Raw genomic sequence first — 24,205 nt, 5'->3', positions numbered from 1 at the left:
GGTCTCGAAGGTGGGCCAAAAAATCCGGCTGTGTTATGGGATGGCCAGGGATGCGATCCAATCAACCAAGGGGTTGAAGTCCTCACCGGGTAGTCCCCACGCCCATTTCAGCTCTATTTCATACCCGAAGGTCTCGCACCATACTTGGTATTATACCGTATTGCCGTAAAATGTTAACCTAATTTGAGATTAAATCATGCTCCCACAAATTCAATTTAATGGGATTTCTTCGACTGCCAGCACAGAAACGCGGTTCTGAACCTACAGTCCCTAGATCGAAAAAGGCATTTAGGCTATGGGGTAGCCAGCCAGGTTTCGGTGTGTGTTCTGGAGGCAGCACACAACCACATTGGTCAACTGTCAGCTAGATCATCGGTTCCAATCAGCCTTAATTCCTCGATCGCCAATTGGCTAATTGCTCGGTGAATTTGAGCCGCGATCAGGTCCCAGGAGTTTCCCCCCAAGTATTGCCGTTACAAAATCGGGCATTTGGATTGGTGGCTAATTTAACACAAGTATACAAAGCTGGGTGAAACTTGGGACATTTAATTTATCAGCCAAAATTAATTAATTGTTCAAGATATACCAGAGCATATCATCTGTGGTACTATAACAGTAGGTTTTTGTGGTTGCCGGATCAGGTCTGGGCAAAACTAAGTAACTAAACATTGTGATCAGGTGTAAGTGATGGCTGTTGCGTTTAAACCCCGCCGCCCCAGTAAACGGGTCGAGGTGAACCCTTTTGTTGTAGTCCAAAATCCTCACAATGTGGTTTCTCTCGATCGCATTCGTCAGAACCGGGTCAAACCGGCTCCCTACTCCCGACAGGAACCTCCCATCAGCACCATAGAGGCTCAAACTACAGTGGTGGAAGTTCTGCCCAGGACGCAGGAGCTACCCCTATGGTTAAAATCTCTAATTACTGTTAAACAACTGTCATCGATCGCAGCCTGTGTTTTGATGGGGGGTGCTATGACTTTCTATGGGCTGAAGGTTTATGGGGAGTCTCGCTGGACAGGACAATATCCGAGACTAGAACATCTGCGACAACAAGAGCAACAACTGCGCCTGGCTAAGGAAATACTCAAACATACTATTGTAGAATCGGCCGGTGACCCTGATGCGGGTTTGGAAATTCCTACCCCTGATAATATTATATATGTGCAACCAGCCCCTCCGCGTCCAGCTACGGGGCGAGAACTTTCCTCGATTGTCAATCCTCCCTGGTCTTCGCCTCCTCAAACAAATCGGCCTTTGGCTTATTAGCAGTCAGGTAATGCTTCTCGACCCATGATAGGAGTGCTTCTGGGACAATGGCGCGTAAAGATCGAACACAGTTGGTTAATACTAGCAGGGTGAAATAGCCAATGGCTTCTTCTGATTATTCTTCGGGTTCGAGTCGATCGCATGAATCTGGTTTTTCTTCCCGTGGTAATCGTCAACCATTACGGGGCAGAATCAAGAAGCGATACAGCCAAGGCGACACTATGCGATCGCCAGGTTCTGCTAGTGTTTACCATCCCCCAAAAAATCTAATCTCTAAACCCTCTAGCAGAGTCTCCCACAGGAGGCCAAAGCCGATTAAGTCCGCTAAATGCAGTCCGGTTCGCCTGTACTTGGTGTGGTTAATCCTACTGGCGGGAATTTTCGGGCTAGGTATTCGCATATTTCATCTGCAAATCATCGAAGGTCCTTTTCTGCAAGAAAAAGCTGAATATCAGCAACAACAGCGTTCTCTACCGTTTATTCCCCGTCGTCCCATTAGCGATCGCAATGGTACAATTCTGGCTTTTGATCAGCAGATATATACCCTGTATGCTCACCCAGTTTTGTTTAAAAGCCCGCCGGAGGAAATCGCCCAGCAACTAGCCGGAGTAGTGGTAAGGACTGATCTAAGCAGTCCCACCACTCAGGAACTGCTGAATTTATTTAATGTAGCCCAGAGTGGTCTAAAGGTGGCGGATGGGTTATCAGAACAGGTGAGGCGCAGGATTCTCCGATTACAGATTGATGGCTTAGAATTAGTTCCTGAGCGGCGGCGACTTTATCCCCAACAAAATTTAGCTGCTGATGTTGTCGGTTATGTAGACAAAGAAGGCCGAGGTCAAGCCGGAGTTGAGTATAGTCAGGAAAACCTGCTTAAACGTAGTATGCCTTCCCTGCTGTTCCAACGGGCGGTAAATGGCGCATGGGTTCCCTCTCAACTGGCTGGGGGTTTTATCCAAATGGATGACCTAGAATTGCGGCTAACCATTGATTCTCGTATGCAGCGCATTGTCCGCAGCACCCTAGCGGAACAGGTGGAGGCTTTTAACGCCAAACGGGGAACTGTGATTGTTATGGATGCCGAAGATGGTTCTATACTTTCGTTGGTGAATGAGCCTTCTTATGATCCTAATCATTACTATAAGTTTGACAAGGAACTATTTAAAAATTGGGCTTTGACGGATTTATATGAACCCGGTTCTACCTTTAAGCCGATAGCAGTGGCTTTAGCTTTAGAGGCTAAGGCGATCGCACCAGATAGTTACATTAATGATGAAGGTAGCATTCAGATCGGACCTTGGACTATCTCTAATGCTGATTATAGTTCCGCAGGTGCTAGGGGCAATGTGTCGATTACCGATATCGTCAAATATTCGAGTAATATCGGCGTGGTGCGGATTGTGCAACGCCTGGACCCAAAAGTTTATTATCAGGGTCTACAGCGTCTAGGTATGGGGAAAGTCGTTAATGTTGACTTACCCTTTGCGGCGACTGGTCTGCTGAAAAGTGCTGAAGACTTTGTGAATGTACCGATTGAGATTGCTACCAGTTCCTTTGGTCAGGGATTGTCGATTACTCCTCTGCAATTAGCCCAAATCAATGCTACTTTAGCCAATGGTGGTAAGTTGGTAACACCCCATGTCGTACAAGGGTTGTTTAATAGCCAGGGACAGTCCTACTTGCAAACTTCCATCCCACAACCGGAGCAGGTTTTTTCCGCAGAAACCGCCCAAACCGTTTTGGAGATGATGGAAACTGTAGTTACGGATGGGACTGGTAAAAATGCCCACATTCCCGGATATCGCATTGCTGGAAAAACCGGAACTGCTCAAAAAGCTAGTTCTACGGGTGGTTATTATCAGGGGGCTTATATTGCCAGCTTTGTTGGTATTATCCCCGTGGACAACCCTCGCTATGTAGTTGTAGCGGTAGTGGATGAACCAGAAGGGGGAAGTGGTGGATTGGTGGCTGCTCCCATTGTTAGGTCAGTAATGGAGGGGCTGATTAAAGTTGAACAGATACCCCCATCTAAGTTTTAGTGGGACTTCACCAGGCTATATGATTAAATTTGAACATCCATCGACCTGATCATGTCATGAAGCTAATATTTTTAGGTTCGGGTTCAGCCTTTACCGTGGGGGCTGATAACTTTCAATCTAATATGATGCTGGTAGCAGAAAATAATCGGAAACTGTTGATTGACTGTGGGAGTGATCTGCGACATTCTCTGTATCAGTTGGGATGGTCTTATCGAGATGTTACTGATATTTATATTAGCCATATTCATGCTGACCATACGGGAGGCTTGGAATATATGGGGTTTACGACTAAATTTGACCCTAATTGCTCACGCCCTAAACTTTACCTGAGCCAAGAACTGGTTGACCTGGTATGGAATAATTGTCTGGCGGGAAGTATGACTTCTATTGAAGATGATTTGGCTACATTAGAAACCTATTTTGATATTGAACCGATTTCTCCGGGGTCTGGTTTTACTTGGGAAGGGGTTGATTTTACTTTGGTTCCTACTATTCATATTCAAGACAAATATCAGGATGTTCCTAGTTATGGTCTGAGTTTCTCCGTGGGGGGAGTTGAGGTGTTTTTGACTACGGATACTAAGTATTGTCCGCAAAAATTGCAGGGTTTTTATGAAAGTGCTAATCTGATTTTTCATGATTGCAATACGGCTCCAGTTACTGGGGGTGTTCATGCTCACTATCAGGAACTTATCACCCTACCCGACAAGATTAAAAATAAAATTTGGCTGTATCACTACCCGCCAGGTTCGCTGCCTAATCCTCAACAGGATGGCTTTCAAGGGTTTATTAAACGGGGGCAAACTTTTGTTTTTGAAGATGGTAAATTTTTGGTAGAAATGCCAACTAAATAATGGGGGTAATGGGTGATAGATAATGGGTAGCACACCGCCGCCCCTGGTCTGGGGTGGATGGTGTCCATGGCCCTAGGCTTTTTTCGGCAATTGCTGAAATTCCAGAAAAGAATCGATATACTCGTTGGAAGCGTCGAATTTAACAGCATGAAACATAACCCCAACCCCACTTCGGAGTTCTCGGAGTCGGCGGAGGAAATTCCTAATCAATTTGATATCATTGTGGTGGGAAGTGGTGCGGCTGGACTCTATGCCAGTCTTTGCATTCCGCCTCATTTGCGCGTCGGTTTAGTTACTAAAGATAGCCTGGGAAGTGGCTCTAGTCCCTGGGCTCAGGGTGGCATTGCGGCGGCTATTTATCCCCCAGATACGCCAGAATTACACCTGGAGGATACTTTACAGGCGGGGGCGGGATTATGCGATCGCCAAGCTGTACAGTTTTTGGTAGACCATGCGGCGGAGGCGATCGAGTTTTTAGTGAATTTGGGTGTGGACTTTGACCGCACTGGAGAAAAATTAGCCACTACCCTAGAAGCCGCCCACTCTTATCCCAGGGTTCTCCACTCCCGCGACACTACGGGAAGGGCGATCGTTGATGTCCTCATGGCTACGGTATTGAAACGCCCTAATATTCAGGTGGTTTCTGGGGCGATCGCTTTAAGTATATGGCAAAATCCTCAAACTGGGCGTTGTCAGGGTGTTAGTGTCCTGTATCAAAGTCAAATTCGCTGGCTACAAGCTAAGGCTGTCGTATTAGCCACTGGTGGCGGCGGTCAAGTTTTCGCCAAAACTACTAACCCTGAAGTTAGCACCGGAGATGGCATTGCGATCGCATGGCGAGGGGGGGCTGCGGTCCGAGATTTAGAATTTTTCCAATTTCACCCCACAGCCTTAATGAAACCCGGCGCACCCCATTTTTTAATCAGTGAAGCTGTGCGAGGAGAAGGGGCTCATTTAATCGATCGCCAAGGGCGGCGTTTTGCCTTTGACTATCACCCAGCCGGGGAATTAGCCCCTAGAGATGTCGTGAGTCGCGCCATTTTTATGCACCTACAAAAAACCTCAGATCACCCCGCTGAGGATAATGTGTATTTGGATATGCGACCCATCCCACCAGATAAAATTCGCCATCGTTTTCCGAATATTATTAACGTCTGTCAACATTGGGGCATTGATGTCTTTAATGAACCTATGCCTGTGGCTCCTGCTGCCCATTATTGGATGGGAGGTATTACCTGTGATTTAATGAATCGCACCTCTATGCCAGGGTTATATGCCATTGGAGAAACTGCCAGCACCGGAGTTCACGGCGCTAACCGTTTGGCTAGTAATTCCCTATTGGAGTGTTTGGTTTTTGCTTCTCAATTATCCAAAATTGAAATGGATTTGACTGACCATAAATATATCGATTATACACCTTCCATGATATTGGTGCAAGGTAAATCTGATTATACTCAAGAATTAGAGAAAATGGAGGAAATTCGCCACAGTTTGGCGGCTTTGATGTGGGAAAGTGCCGGAATTTGTCGGACCCAAACCGTCCTAGAAGCAGCTATCCCCATTGTTTTAAATTGGCGCAAGGAGTTGCAAAAATTACAAATCAGTAAATATTTGCTGACCATGAATCCTCGGCAAAATATGCAGTTATTATCTCCTGAATCGGGCAAAACTTTGAAAGCGTTGGCGGAAACTTTCAACCTGTTAGATATCGGATATTTGATTCTGCGAAGTGCCACTTTTCGCAAGGAAAGCCGAGGGGGACATTACCGCCTAGATTACCCAGAAACTAGCCCAGATTGGCAAATTCATACTGTGAATCGGGTTAATCTACCGACGAAATGATTAACCAGGATTAGCCATCCCATTAGTAGGAGAGGGTTAATCCATGGCGATACTCATTTAGGAGTCGATTAATCTTGGGCGGTCACATTCTCATAAACCCCCTTATCTCGCTTGACTAGCTTGGTAAACCCCGCATTTCTGTAATCAGCATTAGAAGTGGGAATAGACAGCATGGGTGAACTCAAGAGGCGACGGACGGGTGCATCTTCTGGGGTATCCCCCACTTCACAACCCGCTAACTGACAAACCTCGCCCCAGGTTTTCACCTCCCGATTGATACTGTGCATCACCTCAATCTTGCGGTTATTGCTAGGACACAAATAATCGTAGATTGGCATAGCAGTTTTCTCAAACAGATAAAGAAGCCCTATATTCATTTTTACCATAAAAACTTAAAATTTACATAAAATTTGAACGACACGGCCCTATTGATGATAATCTATGTCGTAGCGATGAAGCCCCACCGGGGTTAGGGATGATTTACGGACTCTGGTGGGTCTCAACCCTGGTCTGGTTGTCTGAGATCTAGTTTTAAGGAGAAATTTAGATGAGTGATTTTAAGCCTACCCCGGAGACGGATTTAACCACTACTCAATTATTAGACCGATATCACATTAATGATACTAGCCTCCTCAAAACCTGGGCAACACTGCACGGATTAAATGGCAATCGTAGCACCTATTCCCCTCAAGAAATCGATTTGCTGGATCATGTTCATCATCACCTTCATAATTTGGGGATGACTATTGATGAATATCAAAATCTACTTAACCGCCGTCCTTATCGTACTAATTATCAGCCTCCACAACCTGTTAATAATTCCTCTCATTCCCCCAATTCCTCGGCGGAAACTACCCCGACATCTGATGATGAAATGGTGGATGGTGCGGCGGCTACCGTTGACCTGTTAATGGCTCAATATTCCGAGGCGATCGAATGTGTCGGAGAACGCATTGCCGAACACTTTATTGATGAATTAGATGCCTCGGTTATGCGACATTTGGCGAAAAAAGTCCAGGAACGTCAGGCGATGAAATCTGGTCAGCCTAATCGTTTTTTGCGGACTATTCAATCGGTTTTAAAGCCTAGCAATAATCCCAGGTTGACTGATGCTAAATCGGAACCCTGGGAAATGGAAAGTAATCATCGTTTGGGATAAGTTATGATTAATCAGGCTGATATCCCTAAAAACGTCGATGGGGAATTGGCACTGTAGACCATCGATTTGTCTGATTTTCTAAACGTGCTAATCTCCAGATTCTACCTTGGGCTTGTCTTTGTAGGTAAATCTGAAATCGGTTCTGCTGTTCCCGCCACCAGCGATCGCTAAATTTAACACTCAGGTTATAGGTTCCCTCAACTTTAAATCCTTGGAGGTTGTTAATCATTATTGGTTCCATATTCGAGATGGCTACCCGTGTGATTTTAAATGATTGGGGAGACCTGGCAAAATCTGATTGTAGCTTGAGTTGTTGATGGATTTCTTTAATCTGTATGGTTAGGGCTTGTTGAACTAAGGTGGGTGTTGGTGTTATTCCCACCAGAGAACATCCCCATAACGTCAATGCTAATAAAGGGATAATTACAGTGATTATAGGTAATTTCCTGGTAGGGGTAAATTTTCTAACCCACAGGCGATCGCTCATTTTAGCCCAAAATTTCTCAATACTGTTTACAGACTGGGATATGCTCCCATCATCTTACCCTGGAAAATTGCCTAAAATTATGTTATCATATAACGGTCATAATCACCATAGATACAATCCATAAAATTCACAGGAGAATTTATGACAACCACAACCCCTAGGCGGAAGGTCGCCAAATTCATCAATATCTTAGGGTTATTTATAGCAACAGTAGCTATATTTGTGTTTGCTGCTAGTGAACCCGGAAAAGCGAGTAACTGTTTAAATTCCAGCCATTGGGTAGCCGCTTATAATAACCGACAAGTTAATCATACACATATTTTTTGTGGAGAGTTGAATCGACGGGGGAGACTGGTAGGATTTCATTCGCGTCCTGGGGGAAGAAATCCCTCCACTGTTGCCAGATTTAACATTACCCAACCCGCCAATAGTCAGGGTATTTACGCAGGAGAATGGACTTATCAAGGGTCATCTCAAGCCACCAAATTTTCGACTATGTTTCCCGATCGCTGTACTCCCACACAGGTAATTAACTCCATTGCTCACGCCGCCGACAATAGGATATCATGTCCTTCTAACGCTCCTAATTGGGCTTGGTGTGGCTATAATAGCCCTAGCGGCGGAGATAATCGGTTTTGTCAGGCTAATGATGGCAGCCAATACGTCGTCGTTGGGGCTACTAATTCAGATGGTAAAATTAACACAGGATTTCCTTTAAGGTTGTCAAGATGAGTATGGAAACTAATTGGGACTGGTCAGAGTGGAAACAACAAAGTAACGCCCACCGCCTGGTAGTGGAATTTTTAACTTTGGATGTTCAAGATAACTGCGAATATGTTAGGCATATCTGCAATCAAATTGCGGCGTTAGAAAATGGCGAAATTGCTGATTGTATCTGTTCTGGTAATGCTTATTATGTGAGTTTGTCCCCCCAAAATGTGACCATTGAGAATTTGATTATAGATGATGAACCCATCGAAACTATCTCTCTCAATGAGTTTAAACAGGCTATTTTATGCTGGCAAGAAAAACTTGAAAGTTAGATGAAATAATGGGGGATAAACTGGCTAGTATTCTGGGTGATGGGGGTACGATCTTCTCGAATACCAATCCCGGCTGCTTCCCCACCGATAACCCAAGAACCCAGCACCGGATAACAACCTTGAAATTCTGGGAGGGGAAAGTAGGCTTGATAAATCACGGGTACATCTTGATATATCCCTGGGGTTTGATAAGTGCGATCGCCATAATAAATGCTAATATTAGCACCCTCTCGGGAGAAAATAGGTTTACTGATGTAGGGATGTCGCAGGGGGCTAGAATCGAAATAAGCAGGTAATAAATTAGGGTGATCTGGAAATAATTCCCAGAGAATTGGTAAAATCGCCTTATTGCTGAGAATCATTTTCCAGGGTGGTTCTAGCAATTGCATCGGTTCATTCAGCAGAAACTGGCTAAATTCATCATCAACTATCCACTCCCAAGGGTAAAGTTTAAACATTAACTTAATTGGCTTATATTCCCAATCACAAAAACACATCCTATGAGAATCCCAACCCACTTCATCTATATATAGATGTTTGGTTTCAAAACCTGCTTGCATCGCCAAATCTCTTAAATATTCAACAGTCCCCAAGTCTTCCTCTGTATCCCGTTCGCAGGTGAAATGTAGATACTTTCCTTGTGGGGGTGAATTTTCGTAAATTGTCTGGAATTGGGCTAGTAATTTTTCATGAATTGAGTTAAACTGATCAGCATCAGGAAAAACCTCTTCTAACCACATCCATTGTACCACACTGGCTTCTAACAAAGCCGTCGGAGTATCGGCATTATATTCCAGTAATTTGGGGGGGTTAACGCCATCATAAGCCAAGTCAAACCGACCATATAAACTCAGGTCTTCCCGCGTCCAAGACCGACAACATAGTTCAAAAAAATCTGGGTCGATTGACAGTTGCTGATAACGTTGTTCCGACACAATACAATCAACGGCTTCTAAGCAGAGTTCGTGTAGTTCCTGGGTAGCCGCTTCTATTTCGTCAATTTGTTCGCTGGTAAATTGATAACAAACCCTTTCGTTCCAATACAATCCATCTAGTTCGTAGAAATGAAATCCCACCTCGTCGCATTTGTCTTGCCAGTCAGAACGAGGTGTGATTGAAATACGCTGCATTTTTGAACTTACCATAGTCTGATTACTAGAATATGCTATCAGAGGGGGTTTGTCAAGGGGAAAATCTTAAAAAAACCTTAAATTCCTCAGCCTTGATGGTTATCGCTTTTTCAAGTAGTTATTATACCACTCAAGTAACCCACCATTGATAGAACCGACCACACCACCGACTAGCAGGAAGACGAAAAGACTCCAAAATAAGGCAGAAATTCCGGGATTTAAGATATATTGATTTTGGTCATCTTTCACCAGGAAACCTTGTTCAATATGACCGGAAACCGCCGAAGCGACAATACCTCCCGCACCCAGTCCAGCCCCGAGAATTTGGATGGTGTGTTCTAAGGAGCGATCGCATTCTGTTTGTTCAATTTCTACTAATCCGCGAATGGTGTTAATCAGTTCTGAAAACAAGTCTTGTCCGGGGATTAAATACTCTAAATCGACTTCTATTTGTTCGATAAATGTACTTCTGGCTTTGGCTTGAAACTCATGCAAAAAAGGCAAGTCATCTTCAGGTAAGGCGATATCTTCCAGTTCTTTCACACAGGTTTGATAGTTTTTTAAGTTGGTTTCAATGGTGTTTAAGTGGAGTTTAATCTCTTGAATATGGTTGAAATATTTAAAGGATAGTCGGGGTAGTTTGGTTAATTCCTGCTTTAAAATCTCTAGTTTTGGCGGGGTGGGTTCTGGTAATTCCTCAAGGATTTTGAGATGGGGGGATAATTGTTGATAGAGTTGTTTCGCCTGTTGATTACACCAACGGGACTGGCGATAAGCATAGAGGATTTTATGGCGACAACATAATAGATGAATCAAGGGTTCATAATATACCCCTTGGCTTTCTAACTGTTGAGTTTCCGGGGAATTATTCAACCAGATTAATAGATGATTGGTAGGGGTTTGATATTCAAAAATCGGACTCCCGAATAACTGACCCTCACTGGGGGGATGTTTTAATAAAAGTTCGGCTTCTGGGGTGGGAAATAATCCCCGAATACAAGCATTGAGGAAATGGCGATCGCTTTTATTTTCCGCCGCCATGGGTTCAGCCCAAAATAGGAGAGTTTGTCCCAAATCAGATTGGATAAAATCGGGATTTAAGCAATTGTGGGGATTGATAAATGTCTGCAATTCCGAGACTTTCACAACTGCTTCCGGTCGATAAAAAGTAATATCAACGGCGTAGGTATCATGAATTTGCAGCGGATACACTCCCCCCTGAATTTGAGGATAATTAGCATCCGGTTTCCCATAGAAATATAAAAAGGTATCTGGGTCAGGTTTCAACAGTGGGATATGGTCCGAGTTATTATCCGTTGACGCAAAATCAATTTTCCCGTCAGGTTTCTGGATTTGTTTAATCAAGTCTTTTAACTGAGGAGAACCCAATTTAATTCCCAATTCCCGGCATTTTTCCCACAGATGGTCTGATGTTTCAATGGGTTCATCTCCCGACTGCAAAATGTTTCGCAGTTGAAAGGCGATTAAGGTTAGCTTCGGGTTTTTCACAGTCTCTAACTGAGTATCGGCGACCATCTATTAATTATCAGTTGATGATTTCTTGGGGGGAGTTTGCTTAGTTGGCTGACTTTGCACAATGCTATTTTTTAATAACTCTTTAGTGATTCGAGGTTGGCTAGGAGTTGAAGAGAAGCTAGTAGTTCCGGCTAAACGTTGATCACTGGGTTCTGACTGCTGGCTATAAATATAGTTGTTCAATATTTGAAACTGACTATTCACAATATTATTATATTGTTCATACCACATAGATATAGCACTAGATAAGGTTTCAGTATCATCTGCTAAGGGTTCAATTAACTTAAGTAGTTCTTGACGTTTTGGGTCGGTAAACAATTGAGGCTGTTCCTGTAGGAGTTGGACAAAAGCGGCTAAGTTTTGTTCCTCAAAAGACATAGACTTATTTGAAAACGCATCATTATATCCATTGTATCAGATTTCTGGTTTGGGTGCGAATTTAGAAACCCGGTTTCTGGGACTTTGGTTAGATAGACAATGGGTAATCCCAGATGATAGAATAGGGTAGGGGGTGTCTCAACCATTAAAATTAGCTTTGCGAACCCCTAAAAATCCCCATTTATATAGTGCTTTGAGGAAAACAACATGACCGACTTAAAAGAAATCACTATTAAAGTTCCGATTGATATCGCCGAATATTATCGCCATGCTGACCAACTCGAAAAGCTACAGATAGAGACGAAGATTGCTTTTGTGCTAAAAAATCAATTGCTTTCCAGGACATCAGCGACAAACAAGCTGCGTCAAACCATGACAGAAATCGGAAAAAAAGCAGTTGATAACGGATTGACTCCCGAAATTTTAGCCAGTATTTTAAATGACATCGAATTTAGAAACCCGGTTTCTCAAAGAAACCGGGTTTCTGTAACTTTCCCCACCGCACAAAATGCCCCCCAGTAGTAGGGAGAAGCAAAGGGTTGATCATCTTTTATCTGTTGTAAAGACATCCTTAACTTCATTTTGTGGGCGGGTTTTATCCAATTTAATAAATCGGATTTCGTGACATTCCTTAACCATTTTTGGGCAGAATTTAAAGCGATCGCTACATTATATCCATCCCTTAATAATTCATAAAACCGAATCATTAATAACGCCGTGGAAATATCACTAACCGCCCAAAGGGAACTCACCACATTAGTCGAACCCGCCACCAAAAAGCCACTGGGTAAGCCGATATATTCATCACTGTTGGAGAGAATATCAATCAACCCCGTCTCGCAGGCGGAAAGCGTCACCAACCGACAGCAACCCAAATCGAAAGTAAACACATCCCCCAACGTTAAACATTGACTTAAATCAACAGTTTTGTTATCATTAACAGGTAGGTGGCAGTTGCGGTCAATCGGCGAGGGAGGCGGTTCTAGGTAGCAGTTGGCGAGTAATAAAGCGGACAGTAGGGGATTGGCAAAATTAAAATAACCGTGGCAGGAAAAATGGTGACAATGGGCTGATTTTAGTTTCCTTTGGTGTGCAGAATTTAACTCGGTTTTGGTCGCCTTTTTGTGAGCTAAAATAGTCTGGGGTTGAAAATCGCTGGAAATGGTCTGAACTTCTAAGTTGGTAAACTCCAAATCTTCGGTGGGGTTTTGGATGGCAAAAAGTTCCGAAAAATTCGGGCGATCGCGATTATTTGCCGTTTGCAGAAGTTGACAACTGGGTGCATAACTAACCCCGCCGGAAAATCGATCCATTAAATAGGTGATATTTCTCCCCGATACCGAGAGGGGGATAGCGTGAAGGGGGAATAAATGCAGGAAGCGGTTAGGAATTAAAACCAGGCGATCGCATTTGTTAGCCGTCTTCTGGATAGTCGCGAGCAGTTCATGAATATGGAGAATTTCCCCCAGTTTTTGCAGGCGGGAAATCAGGCTATTTTGCCAATTTTGACTCGTGCGGTTTTGATAAGCATTTAAGTAGTCATTAGCCCACTGGATTAATTGCTGATAATCTGCTGGACTAGACTGCCAGAGTGTCACCCTTTCCCCGTCGGTTGCGGTGGGTTTTGTCGGGGGTGTGACGATAAACACCAAAAAGCGATCGCGCAAAATATACCATTCTAAAATCGCCGTATTTTCCCCTGTTAACGCTTGAATTTCTGCAAAAGGCATAGGCTGAACCTTTTGGGTGCGGCGGAATTCCGGGTCAATGGGGGTAATATCAAGGTTAATCAGGCGATCGAGTTGTTCCTGAAGTTGGTAGAGGCGGCTGCGGTCTGGCGGTGAAGTTGGCGCGGTGGTGACATTAGCGCCGCGTTCTCCCATTGTTGTGCCGCCAAAGTTGTCGCGGTTGCGTTCTTCAATTTCCAGGCGACGTTGTTCGGTTTCGATATCTCCACGCAGGCGGGTGAGTTCATCGAGGACGGTTTGGGGAATATCGCCTTTGGGGTAAAGGTCACGGGTTGCCATGAGTTCAACCAGGTTACGGGTTTTGCTGCGTTCCACATATTCAATGGCGGCGGTATAGTTTTTCAGTTCGATGCAAACTTCGACCATGTGTTGATAAAGCGTCTGCCATTCTTCGGCTAATTTCTGTTTATCTGCATCTCCCCCTTTAACAATTTCTGTCCGGATATCTTCGACGGTTTCAATGGCATTATCAAAGGTATCATAAGCGAGTTGCCATTGTTTTAATTCTTGATAAGCAACCCCTAAATTAAATGATGTTTCTACATAATTGTAAGGAAAAGCTTGGCGGGTTCTCACTTCTAAAGCGTCTTGATAGTAAGCGATCGCCTTTTCAATATTCTCGGCACGCTGACCTAACGGGAATTTTGCTATTAAATCGCCAAATATCACAATAATAATCCCACGCTTCCTGAATATGGCGATTATTTTCAAATCTAAGTATAGCATCACTATAGCTAAGTGTCAACCCCAGAGAAACCCGGTTTCTTCGAGAACCGGGTTTCTTTATCCGCCATTAAATCATCAACAGTCACTGGTTGAGTTTTACCCTGTTTATATTCAGCATGAGCCTCAACAATACTCTCAGCAATTTCTTTCCGCCTTTTTTCGGATAATCGTTTTTGCAGAATTTCAATTAAAAAATCTTGCTCGGACTCCGACAGAGACTCTGCTAGTTCCAAAACTTGATGAAAATTAGCTGGTGGCATAATCCTCTGATGTGGTAAGTATTAACAGTTAGTGATTAGATACCAAGAAGCACTCATAAACCCAGTTTTCGAGAACCGGGTTTTTTTTACTAAGAAGAAGAATCACGGCGAGTCAAAGCATCTAAGAGGTTGCGGTGATATTCTGGGACTGTATCAGTTGGCGTGGGTTGACTGGTTTCAGGAGTCGGGGGAGTTGGAGTAGTGTTTTGGGTTGCAGGTGCTGGTGTAGGCTGTTGTTTATAAGCCGGACGACCATAACCCATAATCCCCCCAGGACGACGTTGGCGACGCATGACTGCTCCGCCATTAGATTCATTACCAACCGCTGTGTTACCCTCAATACTGGTGACACTACCATCAGAATGAATAGTTTCTACAATTCCCACATGATCAGAGATACCGTCCCCCTGCCAACAGTAAAATACCACATCCCCAACCTGTGGCTGAGAAAACCATCGGCCCTGTCTCTGAAACCAATGTACCCCATCTTGACAATAGGCAAATCCTTTGGAGGTGCGAATTGGTAGGGTCAGACCCGCGCGATCGAAGCAGTAGGACACGAAAATCGCGCACCAAGGCACATGATTCATACCATACCACTGACCATATTTATTTTGATTACTGTGTGGGGGTGATTCAGTGTAGCCTATTTCCGCCACAGCCACTCGCAGAACATCATTTGCTGTCGTCATGGTAGAATTTTCCTTTACTATTTATCTTAGTTATATCTCAATTATCAAATCATTAGTTTAGTTTTTGGTCTCCAATTAGCACAGTTTCTCAACTGTCCTGATACCCAGAACCCCTGGCACTACTAAAAATCTCCGCTGCCACCATCATTTTACAACAGTATTGATCTAGATCACTGTCTTAGTCCACTCAAATCACTCTCCGAATTGATCAAATTCACCAACCTTTAGCCATAATATCACAGAAATTGTCTGTCATCTGCCGCATAATGGAAACCATAACAGGGAGCCGGGAATCAGGAGTTAAAAGGACTCTACCCTTAGCGTCAGTGGTCTGTTTAATAACTGTCCTGGTAACTGCTATATCAAAGCACCAAATCTGGGGAGACAGTATCATGAAAGCTAATGGTTCCAAAAAGTCGTTTTTTATTAATCTCAAAGGTGCGGATCTGACTAATGCTAATTTGGCGGGTATTAATTTGGGTAAGGCAGATTTAGAACACGCTATTTTTGAGGGTGCTAATCTGCAAGATGCTGATTTTAGTCAGGTTCGCAATTTGCGGGTTTCCCAAATTAAACAGGCTGTAAATTGGCAATCTGCTCGTTATCATCAATCTCTCCAACAAGAATTAGGTATCGCCAACTATTGAAAGAAGCAAATCGGGACGCAACGACTGAAATAGTGTTGCGTCCACAGTTAGTCTGAGATAAATTATGATTTAATGATATGGGATAGACTCAATCTGGCTAGTGAAATTAACTTGTTAACCATAATTTAAACAATTGGTCATCCCGCAACTGCGATCGCCTATTTAAACTTAGAGGGAATTTCGATACAATAATCATCATAGTAATTTATGGCGATCGCATATTTTATGACCTCAAATGTCAAACCCCCATCTAGTCCCGACCCAGAATTAGAAATCACCGAAGAAGACGAAGAACAATCAGAGTTAGACTATTTTTTTGACGAACCCGGAACCCTCCCCGGAACCCTAGACCTGAAAAGTGATGCAGTTCCTCCTCAACTGGTGGTAATTGAGTACAACCAGACTACTGCTATGCGTACTATCATCAACAGTCCCTCAGAATATACTCGTTATCATGATTCTGAATGTATATCCTGGTTAGATATACAAGGTTTAGGAAACTTAGAAACCTGGCGACAGATGACCGAAATTTTTAACCTTCATCCCATTGCTTTAGAAGATGTGGTGAATGTTCCTCAGCGTCCGAAAGTTGTTTATTATGACAATCCCGATCATGTAGTAATTATCGCTTGGATGGTCATGTTAAGTCCCCGGTCTCAAAAATTACATAAAGAACAGGTTAGTATTATTTTAGGGGAACATTATGTAATCACAGTTCAAGAAAAGCCTAAATATGACTGTTTAGAACCTGTCAGAAATCGGATTCGCCAAAATCAAGGTAATATTACCAAATATGGCACGGACTATCTGGCTTATGCTATTTTAGACGCGATTATTGATGAATTTTTCCCGGTCTTAGAAGTCTATAGCGATATGCTAGAAGATTTAGAGGATGAGGTTTTGTTTCAGCCACAATCCAAAACCATGCAGAATATCTATAAAACGAAACGGGATCTGATTGTTTTACGTCGCGCGATCTGGTATCAGCGAGAATCCTTAAATATCCTGATTCGCGACAAAAATAAATTGGTCAGCAAAAAAGTGCGAGTTTATCTGAGAGACTGTTATGATAATACAGTCAATATTCGCGATATGCTGGAGACTTACCGGGAGTTAGCCTCAGATCTGATTAGTATTTACCTGTCGTCTATGGGAAACCGCATGAATGAAATCATGAAAGTTTTAACGGTCATCTCGACAATTTTTATTCCCCTAACCTTTGTTGTCGGTGTCTATGGAATGAACTTTGACCCGGAAACCTCCCCCTGGAATATGCCAGAATTAAAATCCTATTATGGTTATCCAATATCCCTAGCATTAATGGCAATTATGGCGGGTAGTTTAATTTACTTTTTTTGGAAACGAGGTTGGTTTAATGATTTCTCCCAATTTGACCGCGACCATTAGTGAAAATCTGGGTAATTCCGCAAATAGCCACTATTTGACTGTTTTTTGTTCACCTTCACAGCTAACTTACTATGAAAACTGAACAGATAATTGCTGGACGCTATCGAATCATCAAATGCTTAGGAGAAGGGGGATTTAGTACCACATACTTAGCCATAGATCAGCAAAATTCGGCTAATTCTCCCTGTGTGGTTAAACACTTCTCCCCCCAATGGAAAGGTCGGGAAAGTCTCGCCAAAGCCTCGGAACTATTTGAACTAGAAGCCACCCGTTTAGAAAATCTCGGTAAACATCCACAAATCGCCCAAATTTTTAATTACTTTAAAGTTGACAATAGCCAGTATTTGGTGCTAGAATATATTGAGGGTGATAATTTATCGGAAATCCTCGCCAAGAGGGGAGTATTTAACGAGTCTCAAATTCGCTACCTACTGGCTAACTTATTGCCAGTGCTAGAATTTGTACATTCCGAGAATATTATCCACCGAGACATCAAACCAGAGAATATTATCCGTTCTGCTAACGGACAATTGGTGCTGGTAGACTTTGGCGCAGCTAAAGAGGCGATCGGTAGTGCTTTACTACGCACAGGAACTATAATTGGCACACCGGAATATATTGCTCCGGAACAACTAAGAGGAAAAGCCTCGTTTGCTAGTGATTTATATAGTCTAGGTGTCACTTGTATACATCTACTCACGCAAATGTCACCGTTCGACTTATTTGATACTGGAGAATTTTGCTGGGTGTGGCATCATTATTTAGTGAATAATCCCATCAGTGATGAACTGACAAAAATTCTGAATCGGCTGATTGAAGATGCGACTAATAACCGCTATCAATCAGCGTCAGAAGTTCTGCAAGATCTAAATGCTCGTAGTAACCAACTTAGCGTAATTACGCAACCAGTTAGCTTCCCCTCGGCTAAAAATAGTGTGGGTTGGAAACGTCCCCAAACTTTGAGCGACTATTGGAGTTCTGTATCTTGTGTCGCCTTTAGTCCCGATGGTAATATTTTGGCGGGAGGTAGTTTCGATCGCACTATTCGACTATGGCGACCACAGACGGGAGAATTTATGATATCTTTACTAGGATCTTCTCAACCCATTCTGGCGATCGCCTTTAGTCCAGATGGAAAACTCTTAGCGGGGGGTAGTGGTGACGGTCAGATTCATCTATGGAACCTAGAAAACAGCGAAGAAGTGATCGCCATTGCGGCTCATGAAACCGACCGAGTTTCCATGTCTATCACCTTTAGTCCCAAAGGCGATATTATTGCCAGTGGTAGTGACGATGGAACCGTGAAAATCTGGAAACTTTCCACCTGTAAACTATGCCACACCTTACAACATTCGCGGGGGATTAATGGCATTGCCATTTCAGCCAATGGGGAACTGTTAGCAGCAGCCAGTAGCGATAATTCTATCCACCTATGGGAGGTAAATAGTACCGAACACCTAGGGCAACTTTTAGGACATGAGCGGGACATTAATGCGATCGCTTTTAGTCCCAATAGTCAAATCCTCGCCTCAGCCAGTAGTGACAACACCATCAAACTATGGGATATGGAAACTCAGCAACTCCTAAAAACCTTAACCGGACACGAAGACTGGGTGAGAACTGTTGCATTTATTCGCTCTCCCGACCAAGACCGAAAATCACTGCTAGTCAGTGGTAGTGCCGATCGCACCATCAAAATTTGGGATCTCGACCAAGGAAAAGCCATTGATACCCTAGTAGGACACACCAAAGATATTAATGCGATCGCCATCAGTCCCAATCATCGCACCATCGCCAGTGGTAGTAGTGACAACACCATCAAAATTTGGCGACGGGAATAGTTTTTACAAACCCAATAGCCATCAAACCCCAAATTCCATCAACCATGAATTTACCCACATTAATCACCACCTCCCGTCTCTTAGGGATTCCCTTTATCTTGTGGACTTTAGAGCAACCGACCCCAGAAAATCGCTGGCTCTGTCTAGGTATTTTTATCATCGTCGCCGCCACCGATTGGCTAGATGGCTACCTAGCCAGAAAACTGAACCAAGTCACAGACCTAGGAAAAATCCTCGATCCTCTCGTAGATAAATTACTGGTATTAGCTCCCCTGTTAGCACTGGTAGAAATCGGCGAAATTCCCGCCTGGGGAGTGTTTCTGATTTTGGGGAGAGAATTAGCGATCGCTGGGTGGCGAGTTAATCAAACCCAAATTTCCGGAGCCAACCTGCTAGGAAAAATCAAGACCGTTGTGCAAATAGTCGCCATTGCTTTATTAATTGCTCCCCTTTCCCCCATTTGGGAAACAATTGCGATCGGCATATTTTGGCTCGCCGTAGCCATCACCTTAATTTCCGGTCTAATTTATATTTTACCCCCCATACCCAGCCAACAAACCCCCCCAAATCATTCTAGCTAATTTCAGTAAAACCGGAACTTTTCCCAGTGAACTTTCACCACCCGAACAGCCTAACAAATTCACAAGTTCTGTTAAAATACTTATAGACACCTGCTCTCAGGTGTGCATTCCCCTAGAAGCAGGGTGTAGGGTGTTAGGTATAGGGGGGTCAATACACCAATAATAACTTGATCTTAATAATTTTCTGCTTTTATCTTTAGGTGTTCTCGTGAGTTTATCTATGGTTTTTCTCCCCAATTGTTGTGCCAAAATTAACGCCGTAACTACCAATTTGGATAACTTGATAACTAGGTTTATCATAGGTGATTTACATGGGAAAGTTTCAGGGTAAACGAGTTTCGCTAGTCCAAAAACTCACTATAGCCATGACCCGGTTAGTCATCATAGTAGTAACCAGCGTCACTTGGCTTTCCCTTCAGCTTCAGCAACACAGTTTTAAACAAGAACTAGAACAACAGGCTAATATATTACTAGAAACCATCTCCATTGCGTCCGCTGAACCTTTGGAAGTTTCTGATGTTCAGTTTCTCACCCGACTAATGGAGCAACTAGGAACTGCTCAAATTTTAGTTTCCGGTCATATCTATCAAGCCGAAGGTAGGGTAATTGCAGATGTCTATAACTCGGAGATTTTTACCAATGATATCGACCTGAAACCTGGGGTTGTGGAGTTACTGAAAACCTCAGAAACCCTGTTGAATTGGCAGTATGACAATCAACAACTATTGGGAGTAAAAGCCGTTACCTTCAACGGTAAAATCGTGGGTGCTGTCAGTGTCGGACTCTCGACGCAACCCTTAGAAAATAAAATGGCAACCGTCCGCAATCAGGGTTTAATTATTGCTATGATTGCCGCCATTGCTGGAGCTTGTCTCGCCTCGATAATTAGCCGTTCAATTACTGAACCCCTTAAACAAATGACCGCCGCCACCAAAGAATTAGCCGCCGGAGATTTAGAGTTAAAAATCGACTTACAAAGCCAAGATGAACTTCAGGTTTTAGCGGATTCTTTTAACAAAATGACTAAACAATTGCGAGATTTAGTCGAAAGCAAGGAACAACTAATCACCAGCTTAGAACTACGAGCGGAAGCACTCCGAAAAAGTGAGGTTAAAAACAGAGCATTGCTTAATGCTATCCCCGATTTAATGCTAAGATTTAATCAAGAGGGTCTGGTTTTAGACTTTCAAGCATCTAGGCGAATTAATTAAGTCAATTTTGGATTATCTACACCAGAGTATTTATGATTTATTGCCGAATAATTTGGCTAATCTTTATCTAAAAAATGTCAATAAAGCTCTAATTACTCAGGAAGTACAAGTATTTGAATATGAATGGTTTTTTGATGAAAAACGCCATCATTTTGAAGCCAGAATTGTCGTGAGTGGAGAAAGTGAAGTTTTGGCAATCATCCGTGATATTACCCAAAGTAAATTAGCTCAAATTGAATTACAACGAGCTAAAGATGCTGCCGAAAGCGCCAACCATGCTCAAAGTGAATTTCTAGCCAGCATGAGTCATGAACTGCGTACACCGTTAAATGCCATTATTGGTTATAGCGAACTTTTGCGAGAAGATGCTGTGGATTTTGGCTATACAGATTTTATTCCCGACCTGGATCAAATTCGAGCATCAGGACTGCATCTGTTAACTATTATTCAAGATATTTTAGATATTTCCAAATTAGAATCAGGGATGATGACGGTTTGCTTAGAAAACTTTAATATTGCCACCTTAATCAAAGAAATCGAAGCACTGGTGCAGCCATTATTCCCCAAAAATCATAACCAACTTAAAGTCAACTGTACCCCTGATGTTGAGGGAATGTATGCCGATCGCATCAAAGTCAAACAAGTATTGCTTAACCTTCTGAGTAACGCCGCCAAATTCACAGAAAATGGCTTGGTCAACTTAAATGTGATTTATATAGGTCAGCTTGACACCAAAATCTCGGCCTACCTGCGGGAAAATTTAGCCTCATCAGTCTTAGTGAATGACGAACACCAATTACAAGGTGGGGTGGCTTTTGAGGTCATCGATACGGGAATTGGCTTGACCACAGAACAGATGACCAAAATCTTTGAACCCTTCGAGCGAGCGGATAACTCCACCACCCGCCGCTACGAAGGAACCGGGTTAGGACTATCAATCAGCAAAAGATTTTGTGAGTTAATGGGAGGAGCCATCACCGTGGCCAGTGAAATCGGCGAAGGGTCAACCTTTACGGCATATTTCCCCCTAGTTATGGGTGAAAACACATTTACGGGAATGTGACACCCCAAGAAATCAGGCGATCGCTTCCCAATCGCCAATTTCATCAAAGCGCGGCTCGACCAATTCCGGTAGAATTAACATTGTCCTGTGATTACCATAGTGATTTAAAATCTTAACATATTGTGAATCCACCGGGACCCCAACTCCCTATAAATCCTTAATTTGCCCTAAATCATTATGTCTATTGGCTATCTCGCCCTGGTACTCCATGCTCACCTACCCTTTGTCAGACACCCCGAAAGTGACTATGTATTAGAGGAAGAGTGGTTATTTGAAGCCATTACCGAAACCTATATTCCTCTGATCCAAATGTTTGAAGGGCTCAAACGTGATCGCATTGAATTCAAAATGACCATGAGCCTGACCCCCCCTCTGGTGTCCATGCTCCGCGATCCGCTTTTGCAAGAACGCTACGACCAACACTTAGCCAAACTACAGGAATTGGTCGAGAAAGAAGTTGACCACAACCAACACAATGACCATCTAGTTTATCTAGCCAAACATTATATTGAAGAATTTGCCGAAGCCCGTACCCTCTGGGAAAGATATAGCGGGGATTTAGTTACAGCCTTTAAGCAATTCCAAGACAGCAACAACCTAGAGATTATCACCTGTGGAGCCACCCACGGCTATCTACCCCTAATGAAAATGTACCCCCAAGCGGTACACGCCCAAATCCAAGTCGCCTGCGAACACTACGAAGAAAACTTTGGTCGCCCCCCTAGAGGTATCTGGCTGCCAGAATGCGCCTATTATAATGGTTTGGAAACGATTGTAGCCGACTGTGGTTTACGCTACTTTCTCACCGATGGCCATGGGGTACTCTATGCCCAACCCCGTCCCCGATTTGGTACCTATGCCCCCATTTTTACGGAAACCGGAGTCGCCGTTTTTGCTCGCGACCATGAATCATCCCAGCAGGTCTGGTCTTCCCAGGTGGGATATCCCGGCTCTCCCGAATATAGAGAGTTTTATAAAGATTTAGGTTGGGAAGCTGAATATGAATATATTAAACCCTATATCATGCCCAACGGTCAACGGAAAAATACGGGCATCAAATATCACAAAATTACTGGGCGCGACTTAGGACTAGCAGATAAAGAACTCTATGACCCCTATTGGGCTAAACAAAAAGTCGCGGAACACGCTGCCAATTTTATGTTTAACCGAGAGCGCCAGGTTGAACACCTACAGGGGATTATGCAGCGCCCCCCCATTATTGTCTCTCCCTATGATGCGGAACTTTTCGGACACTGGTGGTATGAAGGACCTTGGTTCCTAGATCTTCTGTTCCGCAAGACTTGGTTTGATCAAGATGTTTACGCGATGACCCATCTAGCTGATTATTTACAGACTTACCCCACCCAGCAGGTCTGTCGTCCGGCTCAGTCGAGTTGGGGTTATAAGGGATTTCATGAATATTGGCTTAACCATACTAACTCCTGGATATATCCCCATTTACATAAAGCGGCAGAGCGCATGATTTCCCTCGCTTGTCGAGAAGCGCTTAATGAGTTGGAACTGCGGGCTCTCAATCAGGCGGCGCGGGAATTGCTGCTGGCTCAATCCTCTGACTGGGCTTTTATTATCAGTTCTGGGACTATGGTTCCCTATGCTGTGCGCCGCACTAAATCCCATCTCATGCGCTTTAACAAGATTTATGAGGATATCAAGATCGGTAAAATTGATGCGGGATGGCTCCAAAAGGTGGAAACTCTCGATAATATCTTCCCCAACATTAACTATCGGGTCTATCGACCTGTGATGTAGCCTCACCCCTACCCCCGCTCTAACCCTCCTATCATCCTATCAACCCTAGCCACTAAGGGGGCTGGGGCTTTTTTGTCAGAATGCGATCGCTAATTTAGCCCGAAACTAATGTTAAATTTTGTAAACTTCTGGTATTCTGTAAAATAGACTACAGAATTTTATAGTATAGTAGTAAGCGTGGGGGAAAAAACCCACTCAAATCACTAGGAGACAAAAAACATGGGTACTCAGGACCAAGCACGGGCGTTAATGATGGGTCATCACCAAAATATCAAGAACCGTCAGCAATCTATGCTCAACCGTTCGGCTCAAGAAGTAGGTATCGACGATGTGGGCGATTATTATAGCACCATCCAAGGGAAACCTAACTCCAATTCAAGTATGAGTTACGATCGCAGTTCCTCATCAATGAGTTAAAGCACTTCAACCCTTTTTCAATCAGTTAATTCCATATACTAGGAGACAAAAATCATGGGTACTCAGGACCAAGCACGGGCGTTAATGATGGGTCATCACCAAAATATC

The 24,205-nt window shown here is 43.5% G+C and carries 24 protein-coding genes; 16 read left to right on the top strand and 8 right to left on the bottom strand.

What is annotated here, in order from left to right; genetic code table 11:
* The first annotated feature begins 687 nt into the window (after window positions 1–687).
* The 4 genes from P5683_RS11500 (at window position 688) to nadB (ending at window position 6,001) form a co-directional block, all read left to right on the top strand.
* Window positions 688–1,266 carry a hypothetical protein gene (locus P5683_RS11500; protein ID WP_006622812.1) on the top strand — a complete coding sequence of 193 codons (579 nt, stop codon included), beginning with the start codon at window positions 688–690 and terminating at the stop codon, window positions 1,264–1,266.
* Window positions 1,267–1,367: 101 nt separating this feature from the next.
* Complete coding sequence (locus P5683_RS11495; RefSeq protein WP_006622813.1) at window positions 1,368–3,305, top strand: penicillin-binding protein 2; 1,938 nt, start codon at window positions 1,368–1,370, stop codon at window positions 3,303–3,305.
* A gap of 56 nt (window positions 3,306–3,361) precedes the next feature.
* Complete coding sequence (locus P5683_RS11490; protein WP_006622814.1) at window positions 3,362–4,159, top strand: MBL fold metallo-hydrolase; 798 nt, start codon at window positions 3,362–3,364, stop codon at window positions 4,157–4,159.
* A 66-nt stretch (window positions 4,160–4,225) separates the two neighbouring features.
* Complete coding sequence (nadB, locus tag P5683_RS11485; RefSeq protein WP_315639880.1) at window positions 4,226–6,001, top strand: L-aspartate oxidase; 1,776 nt, start codon at window positions 4,226–4,228, stop codon at window positions 5,999–6,001.
* 68 nt (window positions 6,002–6,069) lie between these two features.
* Here nadB and P5683_RS11480 read toward each other — a convergent pair whose 3' ends face one another.
* A complete protein-coding gene (locus tag P5683_RS11480) occupies window positions 6,070–6,339 on the bottom strand; it encodes a zinc ribbon domain-containing protein (protein WP_008056081.1) in 270 nt (89 codons plus the stop codon).
* 209 nt (window positions 6,340–6,548) lie between these two features.
* On the opposite strand from P5683_RS11480, the gene P5683_RS11475 reads away from it, so the two are divergent.
* Window positions 6,549–7,160: a hypothetical protein gene (locus P5683_RS11475; RefSeq protein ID WP_006622817.1), complete on the top strand. Its 612-nt coding sequence runs from the start codon at window positions 6,549–6,551 to the stop codon at window positions 7,158–7,160.
* Window positions 7,161–7,185: 25 nt separating this feature from the next.
* On the opposite strand, the gene P5683_RS11470 is transcribed toward P5683_RS11475, so the two are convergent.
* Window positions 7,186–7,647, bottom strand: coding sequence for a hypothetical protein (locus P5683_RS11470; protein WP_006622818.1), 462 nt, complete (start codon window positions 7,645–7,647; stop codon window positions 7,186–7,188).
* Window positions 7,648–7,788: 141 nt separating this feature from the next.
* Between P5683_RS11470 and P5683_RS11465 the strand changes: the two genes are divergently transcribed.
* The gene (locus P5683_RS11465) at window positions 7,789–8,379 is read left to right on the top strand and encodes an EndoU domain-containing protein (protein WP_315639881.1); all 591 of its coding nucleotides are present in this window, start codon (window positions 7,789–7,791) and stop codon (window positions 8,377–8,379) included.
* The gene (locus P5683_RS11460) at window positions 8,376–8,690 is read left to right on the top strand and encodes a hypothetical protein (RefSeq protein ID WP_006668927.1); all 315 of its coding nucleotides are present in this window, start codon (window positions 8,376–8,378) and stop codon (window positions 8,688–8,690) included. The genes P5683_RS11465 and P5683_RS11460 overlap by 4 nt, the downstream gene beginning before the upstream one ends.
* Here the strand turns inward: P5683_RS11460 and P5683_RS11455 are convergent.
* From P5683_RS11455 to P5683_RS11445, 3 genes are all read right to left on the bottom strand, one after another.
* Window positions 8,687–9,820 (bottom strand): glutathionylspermidine synthase family protein, encoded by a 1,134-nt coding sequence (locus P5683_RS11455; protein WP_006668926.1) that lies wholly within the window; start codon window positions 9,818–9,820, stop codon window positions 8,687–8,689. The genes P5683_RS11460 and P5683_RS11455 overlap by 4 nt on opposite strands.
* A 99-nt stretch (window positions 9,821–9,919) precedes the next feature.
* Entirely contained in the window at window positions 9,920–11,356 is a 1,437-nt protein-coding gene (locus P5683_RS11450; protein WP_193520678.1) for a hypothetical protein, read from the bottom strand.
* A gap of 3 nt (window positions 11,357–11,359) precedes the next feature.
* Window positions 11,360–11,734 carry a hypothetical protein gene (locus tag P5683_RS11445; protein ID WP_006622824.1) on the bottom strand — a complete coding sequence of 125 codons (375 nt, stop codon included), beginning with the start codon at window positions 11,732–11,734 and terminating at the stop codon, window positions 11,360–11,362.
* Between the two features lie 207 nt (window positions 11,735–11,941).
* Here P5683_RS11445 and P5683_RS11440 point away from each other — a divergent pair, with 207 nt between their 5' ends.
* The gene (locus P5683_RS11440) at window positions 11,942–12,256 is read left to right on the top strand and encodes a hypothetical protein (protein WP_006622825.1); all 315 of its coding nucleotides are present in this window, start codon (window positions 11,942–11,944) and stop codon (window positions 12,254–12,256) included.
* Here the strand turns inward: P5683_RS11440 and P5683_RS11435 are convergent.
* The 3 genes from P5683_RS11435 to P5683_RS11425 form a co-directional block, all read right to left on the bottom strand.
* Window positions 12,202–14,208, bottom strand: a complete 2,007-nt coding sequence (locus P5683_RS11435) for a CHAT domain-containing tetratricopeptide repeat protein (RefSeq protein ID WP_315639885.1) — start codon at window positions 14,206–14,208, stop codon at window positions 12,202–12,204. The genes P5683_RS11440 and P5683_RS11435 overlap by 55 nt on opposite strands.
* Before the next feature lie 8 nt (window positions 14,209–14,216).
* A complete protein-coding gene (locus P5683_RS11430; protein ID WP_006622828.1) occupies window positions 14,217–14,468 on the bottom strand; it encodes a hypothetical protein in 252 nt (83 codons plus the stop codon).
* A gap of 89 nt (window positions 14,469–14,557) precedes the next feature.
* Window positions 14,558–15,160, bottom strand: a complete 603-nt coding sequence (locus P5683_RS11425) for a CHAP domain-containing protein (protein ID WP_006622829.1) — start codon at window positions 15,158–15,160, stop codon at window positions 14,558–14,560.
* A 392-nt stretch (window positions 15,161–15,552) separates the two neighbouring features.
* Between P5683_RS11425 and P5683_RS11420 the strand changes: the two genes are divergently transcribed.
* The 8 genes from P5683_RS11420 (at window position 15,553) to P5683_RS11385 (ending at window position 24,097) form a co-directional block, all read left to right on the top strand.
* Entirely contained in the window at window positions 15,553–15,807 is a 255-nt protein-coding gene (locus P5683_RS11420; protein ID WP_006668922.1) for a pentapeptide repeat-containing protein, read from the top strand.
* A 207-nt stretch (window positions 15,808–16,014) separates the two neighbouring features.
* Window positions 16,015–17,214, top strand: coding sequence for a magnesium/cobalt transporter CorA (corA, locus tag P5683_RS11415; protein WP_006622831.1), 1,200 nt, complete (start codon window positions 16,015–16,017; stop codon window positions 17,212–17,214).
* Between the two features lie 71 nt (window positions 17,215–17,285).
* A complete protein-coding gene (locus tag P5683_RS11410; protein WP_315639887.1) occupies window positions 17,286–19,055 on the top strand; it encodes a serine/threonine-protein kinase in 1,770 nt (589 codons plus the stop codon).
* A gap of 44 nt (window positions 19,056–19,099) precedes the next feature.
* On the top strand, window positions 19,100–19,636 hold the full coding sequence (gene pgsA, locus P5683_RS11405) for a CDP-diacylglycerol--glycerol-3-phosphate 3-phosphatidyltransferase (RefSeq protein WP_006622833.1): 537 nt from the start codon (window positions 19,100–19,102) through the stop codon (window positions 19,634–19,636).
* A 311-nt stretch (window positions 19,637–19,947) separates the two neighbouring features.
* Complete coding sequence (locus tag P5683_RS11400; RefSeq protein ID WP_006668921.1) at window positions 19,948–20,847, top strand: HAMP domain-containing protein; 900 nt, start codon at window positions 19,948–19,950, stop codon at window positions 20,845–20,847.
* 7 nt (window positions 20,848–20,854) lie between these two features.
* The gene (locus P5683_RS11395; protein ID WP_006668920.1) at window positions 20,855–21,910 is read left to right on the top strand and encodes a HAMP domain-containing sensor histidine kinase; all 1,056 of its coding nucleotides are present in this window, start codon (window positions 20,855–20,857) and stop codon (window positions 21,908–21,910) included.
* Between the two features lie 177 nt (window positions 21,911–22,087).
* On the top strand, window positions 22,088–23,680 hold the full coding sequence (locus tag P5683_RS11390; protein WP_006668919.1) for a glycoside hydrolase family 57 protein: 1,593 nt from the start codon (window positions 22,088–22,090) through the stop codon (window positions 23,678–23,680).
* A 219-nt stretch (window positions 23,681–23,899) separates the two neighbouring features.
* Window positions 23,900–24,097, top strand: coding sequence for a hypothetical protein (locus tag P5683_RS11385; protein WP_006668917.1), 198 nt, complete (start codon window positions 23,900–23,902; stop codon window positions 24,095–24,097).
* The last annotated feature ends 108 nt before the right edge of the window (window positions 24,098–24,205 follow it).

It is taken from the genome of Limnospira sp. PMC 1279.21, assembly GCF_032349615.1.
Taxonomy (GTDB): Bacteria; Cyanobacteriota; Cyanobacteriia; order Cyanobacteriales; family Microcoleaceae; genus Limnospira; species Limnospira fusiformis.
The sequence above is the reverse complement of the archived record's forward strand: the minus strand, read 5'-3'. Positions and strand labels throughout refer to the sequence as shown.

Coding starts and splice junctions, on each gene's coding strand:
- P5683_RS11500 (WP_006622812.1), top strand. CDS start 688: ATGGCTGTTGCGTTTAAACCCCGCCGCCCCAGTAAACGGGTCGAGGTG.
- P5683_RS11495 (WP_006622813.1), top strand. CDS start 1,368: ATGGCTTCTTCTGATTATTCTTCGGGTTCGAGTCGATCGCATGAATCT.
- P5683_RS11490 (WP_006622814.1), top strand. CDS start 3,362: ATGAAGCTAATATTTTTAGGTTCGGGTTCAGCCTTTACCGTGGGGGCT.
- nadB (WP_315639880.1), top strand. CDS start 4,226: ATGGCCCTAGGCTTTTTTCGGCAATTGCTGAAATTCCAGAAAAGAATC.
- P5683_RS11480 (WP_008056081.1), bottom strand. CDS start 6,339: ATGCCAATCTACGATTATTTGTGTCCTAGCAATAACCGCAAGATTGAG.
- P5683_RS11475 (WP_006622817.1), top strand. CDS start 6,549: ATGAGTGATTTTAAGCCTACCCCGGAGACGGATTTAACCACTACTCAA.
- P5683_RS11470 (WP_006622818.1), bottom strand. CDS start 7,647: ATGAGCGATCGCCTGTGGGTTAGAAAATTTACCCCTACCAGGAAATTA.
- P5683_RS11465 (WP_315639881.1), top strand. CDS start 7,789: ATGACAACCACAACCCCTAGGCGGAAGGTCGCCAAATTCATCAATATC.
- P5683_RS11460 (WP_006668927.1), top strand. CDS start 8,376: ATGAGTATGGAAACTAATTGGGACTGGTCAGAGTGGAAACAACAAAGT.
- P5683_RS11455 (WP_006668926.1), bottom strand. CDS start 9,820: ATGCAGCGTATTTCAATCACACCTCGTTCTGACTGGCAAGACAAATGC.
- P5683_RS11450 (WP_193520678.1), bottom strand. CDS start 11,356: ATGGTCGCCGATACTCAGTTAGAGACTGTGAAAAACCCGAAGCTAACC.
- P5683_RS11445 (WP_006622824.1), bottom strand. CDS start 11,734: ATGTCTTTTGAGGAACAAAACTTAGCCGCTTTTGTCCAACTCCTACAG.
- P5683_RS11440 (WP_006622825.1), top strand. CDS start 11,942: ATGACCGACTTAAAAGAAATCACTATTAAAGTTCCGATTGATATCGCC.
- P5683_RS11435 (WP_315639885.1), bottom strand. CDS start 14,208: ATGCTATACTTAGATTTGAAAATAATCGCCATATTCAGGAAGCGTGGG.
- P5683_RS11430 (WP_006622828.1), bottom strand. CDS start 14,468: ATGCCACCAGCTAATTTTCATCAAGTTTTGGAACTAGCAGAGTCTCTG.
- P5683_RS11425 (WP_006622829.1), bottom strand. CDS start 15,160: ATGACGACAGCAAATGATGTTCTGCGAGTGGCTGTGGCGGAAATAGGC.
- P5683_RS11420 (WP_006668922.1), top strand. CDS start 15,553: ATGAAAGCTAATGGTTCCAAAAAGTCGTTTTTTATTAATCTCAAAGGT.
- corA (WP_006622831.1), top strand. CDS start 16,015: ATGGCGATCGCATATTTTATGACCTCAAATGTCAAACCCCCATCTAGT.
- P5683_RS11410 (WP_315639887.1), top strand. CDS start 17,286: ATGAAAACTGAACAGATAATTGCTGGACGCTATCGAATCATCAAATGC.
- pgsA (WP_006622833.1), top strand. CDS start 19,100: ATGAATTTACCCACATTAATCACCACCTCCCGTCTCTTAGGGATTCCC.
- P5683_RS11400 (WP_006668921.1), top strand. CDS start 19,948: ATGGGAAAGTTTCAGGGTAAACGAGTTTCGCTAGTCCAAAAACTCACT.
- P5683_RS11390 (WP_006668919.1), top strand. CDS start 22,088: ATGTCTATTGGCTATCTCGCCCTGGTACTCCATGCTCACCTACCCTTT.
- P5683_RS11385 (WP_006668917.1), top strand. CDS start 23,900: ATGGGTACTCAGGACCAAGCACGGGCGTTAATGATGGGTCATCACCAA.